The sequence below is a fragment of the Phenylobacterium sp. genome, from assembly GCF_030697925.1.
Lineage (GTDB): Bacteria > Pseudomonadota > Alphaproteobacteria > Caulobacterales > Caulobacteraceae > Phenylobacterium.
This window is the reverse complement of the sequence record NZ_JAUYOJ010000134.1, coordinates 1-3,824: the sequence shown is the minus strand read 5'-3', so window position 1 is coordinate 3,824 and position 3,824 is coordinate 1. Positions and strand designations below refer to the sequence as shown.

Below are 3,824 nucleotides of genomic sequence, written 5' to 3'. Positions count from 1 at the left end.
AACAGCGCGACGCCGGCGAAGTGCTTGCGGCCCTCGACCTCGCGGGTCCAGGCGACCACCACATAGGTCTCGCCGGCCCGGGGCTTCTTCAGCACCTCACCCGCCATGGTGCCCAGCAAACCCACGGGCGCGCCGGTCTTGATCCACCAGGCCATGGAGCCCGAGCAGTCGAGCGCGCCCCAGGTGATCTCGTCGGGGACGGTCCCGTCGGCGTCGGCGAAGTTGGCGTGCGGGGTCCAGAGGCCGGCACAATGTCCGGCGGGCGCGCCCTCGAGCTGGCCCACATGGACGCCGAGACCCTCTCCGTCCTCACGCTCGATGCAGCAGGAGAAGCAGCCGCGGTGCAGGGACCGCTCCGCGAAGGGCGATGAGGCCTGGGCCGCGCGCGCCTCCTCGACGCCAGGCGGCGCCGGGGGTGTCGGCGGAATGGCGTCGTCCGTGGCCGGACGGGCGGCGCCCAGCAGGGCGCCTTCGGAATTCGACAGGATCACGCCGCCGTCCTCGCCGGGCGACAGAGTGACGACCACGTCCAGGGGCACGCCAGCCCGCAGCATGGCCGCGCCGCGACCGCCGACCGCGTTCGACAGCACGCCGCAGATATAGCCGCCATTGGCAGTGTAGGGAGGCCCGCGGAATTGGCGGGGCACAACGATCTCGGTCATTGAAATTCTGGTCTCGGAATTAGGAAGTGGAATCGAAGTCGGCGTCTTTGAATGCCGCCATCATGACCATCCGAGACCGGCGGTGGAAGCCCCCTAGACCATCCGCGTGACGATACGTCCGACCTCGGCCAGGACGGCGTTGCGCGCGTCGGGGCCGCCCTTCGATCCCGTGAGGTAGGCCGCGACCACGATCGGGCGGCGGTTCGGCGGCCAGAGGACGGCGATGTCGTTGGTCGTGCCGTGGCCGCCGGAGCCGGTCTTGTCGCCTACCTTCCAGGTCTTGGGAAGGCCGGCGCGCAAGCGTGCGTCGCCGGTCTGGTTGGCCACGAGCCAGGCGGTGAGGCGCGCGCGGGAGGCCGGCGTCAGGACGTCGCCGAGGGTCAGCTTGCGCAGGGTCTCGACCATGGCCGAGGGACTGGTGGTGTCGCGCGGATCGCCGGGGGCGGATTCGCTCATCGCCGTCTCCCAGCGATCGAGACGGGTGACCGGATCGCCGATGGACCGGCACCAGGCGGTGAAGCCCTTGGGACCACCAAGGCCCTTCAGCATCAGGTTGGCGGCGGTGTTGTCGCTGAGCGTGACCGCCGCCTCGCAGAGGGCGCCCAGCGTCATGCCTGGGGCCCCGACATGCGGCTTGGTGGCCGGGGAATACGCGACCAGGTCGGCGGCGGAGAAGACGATGCGTCGCCCTAGCTGATCTTTGCCTCGATCGACCCGGGTCAGCACCTGGGCGGCCGCCAGCGCCTTGAAGGTGCTGCACATCGGAAACCGCTCGTCGCCGCGCCAGGCCAGGCGCTCGCCGGTCTGGGTGTCGAGGACGGCGACGCCGAGCCGACCCTGGCCGTGGGCCTCCAGGGTCTCGAATTCCTTTGTGATCCCGGCCTGGGCGCGGGTGAGCGTGGGCCATGCGGCGGCCGCGCCCGCCAGGGCGAAGGTGAAGTCCCGACGTCTCATGCTCGATCTCTCCCGTTCCGATGGGCTGAGATTGAAAGCTGGCGCGGGCCGGCGCAAACAATGATAGATCGGCGCTGACCCTAGGAAAATTTGGGAGTCCGCCCGGTGTCGCGCAGCCAATTGCCGCTCAATGCGCTCCGTGCCTTCGAGGCCTCGGCCCGACATCTGAGCTTCACCCGGGCCGGGCTGGAGCTCTCCGTCACCCAGGCGGCGGTGAGCCACCAGGTCAAGGGCCTGGAGGCGCGGCTGGGGGTGGCGCTGTTCCGCCGCCTGCCGCGCGGCCTGGCGCTCACCGACGAGGGCCAGTTCCTGCTGCCGGTGCTGCGCGACAGCTTCGACCGGGTGGGCGAGGTCATGGACCGCTTCGAGGCCGGCCGGGTGCGCCAGGTTCTGACGCTGGCCGTGGTGGGTACTTTTGCGGTGGGCTGGCTGTTGCCGCGGCTGCCACAGTTCCAGGCGGCGCATCCGTTCGTCGACCTGCGGATCTCCACCAACAACAACCGGGTCGACCTGGCGGGCGAGGGCCTGGATTGCGCGATCCGATTCGGCGACGGCGCCTGGCACGGGACGCAGGCCGTGCGGCTGATGCCGGCGCCGCTGACCGCGCTGTGCGCGCCCGCGGTGGCGCAGCGGTTGGAGGGGCCCGCCTCGCTGGCGGCGGAAATCCTGCTGCGCTCCTATCGCGCCGACGACTGGCCGGCCTGGTTCGCCGCCGCCGGCCTCCCCTGCCCGCCGATCCGCGGGCCGGTGTTCGACTCCTCCTTCGTCATGGCCGAGGCCGCCGCCCAGGGGCTGGGGGTGGCGCTCGCCCCAGCCTCGATGTTCGAGCGCGACCTGGCCTCCGGACGCCTGGTGCAGCCGTTCATCCAGGAGTCAGGTTCCGGCCAATACTGGTTAAGCTGGTTGAAGTCGAAGGAACCGACAGGCGCCATGCGTGCGTTGGGGGGGTGGCTCGCAGCCAGCATGCCGTCGAGCGACGGTCGCGAGGGGCGCGAAATACCTAAACGATCCTCAACAATACGTGAGGCGGGGCAAGCTCAACCGATTGATCGGCGTAACCCGGGGGACTAGGCTCGCGCCAACGCAAGAATCCAGGAGGGGCATGATGCGAAAGACCTTAACGACGGCCCTGGCCATGAGCCTCGCCGCCACGCTCGCCATTTCGACCCCCGCGAGCGCCCAATACGGCATGGACAAGAAGCAGCCCAAGAACGCAGCGACCCCCGAGCTGCCGCGCTGCGACCGTCCGCTGGGCACGGCGGCGGTGCAGGAACCGGCCAACCGCTGGTGGACCGAACTGGGGCTCTCCAATCCGGAAGCCCTGTTGAAGCTGTTCGCCGCCCGCTCAAACTGCCTGCGGATCGTCGACCGCAACGCGGGCCTGGCCATGCGCAATAGCGAGGCGGCCCTCGGCGCCTCGGGTGATCTGCGTCGCGGCTCGAACATCGGCAAGGGCCAGGTGGCCTCGGCCGACTACTTCATCATCCCCGACATCGCCAATTCGGACTCCAACACCGGCGGAGCGGCCATCGGCGCCATCGCCGGCTCGTTGCTGCCGGGCGGTTTCGGCTCGCTGGCCGGCGGGCTGCGCACCAAGAAGGCCCAGGCCCAGGCGCTGATCACCCTGGTCGACGCGCGCACCACCGAGCAGGTCTATGTGGCCGAGGGCGTGGCCCAGAAGACCGACATCTCCTTCGGCGGCGGCGGCGGCGGCTTCGGCACCACCGGCTTCGCCGCGGCGGCCGGCGGCGGCTACGCCAACACCGACATCGGCAAGGTGATCACGGCGGCCTATTTCAACGCCTTCGTCGACCTGGTCCGCTACATGCAGCAGGGCCAGGTGGCCACCGGCGCCCAGGCCTCGGCCAACGCCGGCGTCCAGGCCTATACCGCCAAGTCGGCGGTGGTGCTGCGCAAGTCGCCCTCGCCCCAGGCTGGAGCCGTCCGCTCCTTCGCGGTCGGCGAGCTGGTCTATCCCACCGGCCAGAAGAACGGCATCTGGTGGGAAGTCGATGACGAGAACGGCAATCGCGGCTGGGTCTCCTCGGCCTTCATCACGCCGCGCAACTAGAGCATGACCGTTTTAGCATGGAGCGTAGCCTGAGTTGACGAGGTAGTTGGCGCACTCGGTTGGGGTGAAGTGGTCGAGGAGTTGGCCGATGCGGCGCCAGGTGGCCTCGACGGTGCGTTCGGCGGCCTTGCGCAGCA

The 3,824-nt window shown here is 69.8% G+C and carries 4 protein-coding genes; 2 read left to right on the top strand and 2 right to left on the bottom strand.

The window, feature by feature from the left end; all coding sequences use genetic code 11:
• Nucleotides 1-662 (bottom strand): hypothetical protein (locus Q8Q88_RS12365; RefSeq protein WP_305675494.1); only part of this gene is annotated, 662 nt, incomplete at its 3' end.
• Nucleotides 663-755: 93 nt separating this feature from the next.
• Entirely contained in the window at nt 756-1,616 is an 861-nt protein-coding gene (gene bla, locus Q8Q88_RS12360; protein WP_305675493.1) for a class A beta-lactamase, read from the bottom strand.
• A 105-nt stretch (nt 1,617-1,721) separates the two neighbouring features.
• On the opposite strand from bla, the gene Q8Q88_RS12355 reads away from it, so the two are divergent.
• The gene (locus Q8Q88_RS12355; protein ID WP_305675492.1) at nt 1,722-2,687 is read left to right on the top strand and encodes a LysR family transcriptional regulator; all 966 of its coding nucleotides are present in this window, start codon (nt 1,722-1,724) and stop codon (nt 2,685-2,687) included.
• A gap of 34 nt (nt 2,688-2,721) precedes the next feature.
• Nucleotides 2,722-3,687, top strand: coding sequence for a CsgG/HfaB family protein (locus Q8Q88_RS12350; protein ID WP_305675491.1), 966 nt, complete (start codon nt 2,722-2,724; stop codon nt 3,685-3,687).
• Nucleotides 3,688-3,824: the final 137 nt, after the last annotated feature.

Bases quoted from the DNA above. Each gene is read 5' to 3' on its own strand.
- bla (WP_305675493.1), bottom strand. From the start codon at position 1,616: ATGAGACGTCGGGACTTCACCTTCGCCCTGGCGGGCGCGGCCGCCGCA.
- Q8Q88_RS12350 (WP_305675491.1), top strand. From the start codon at position 2,722: ATGCGAAAGACCTTAACGACGGCCCTGGCCATGAGCCTCGCCGCCACG.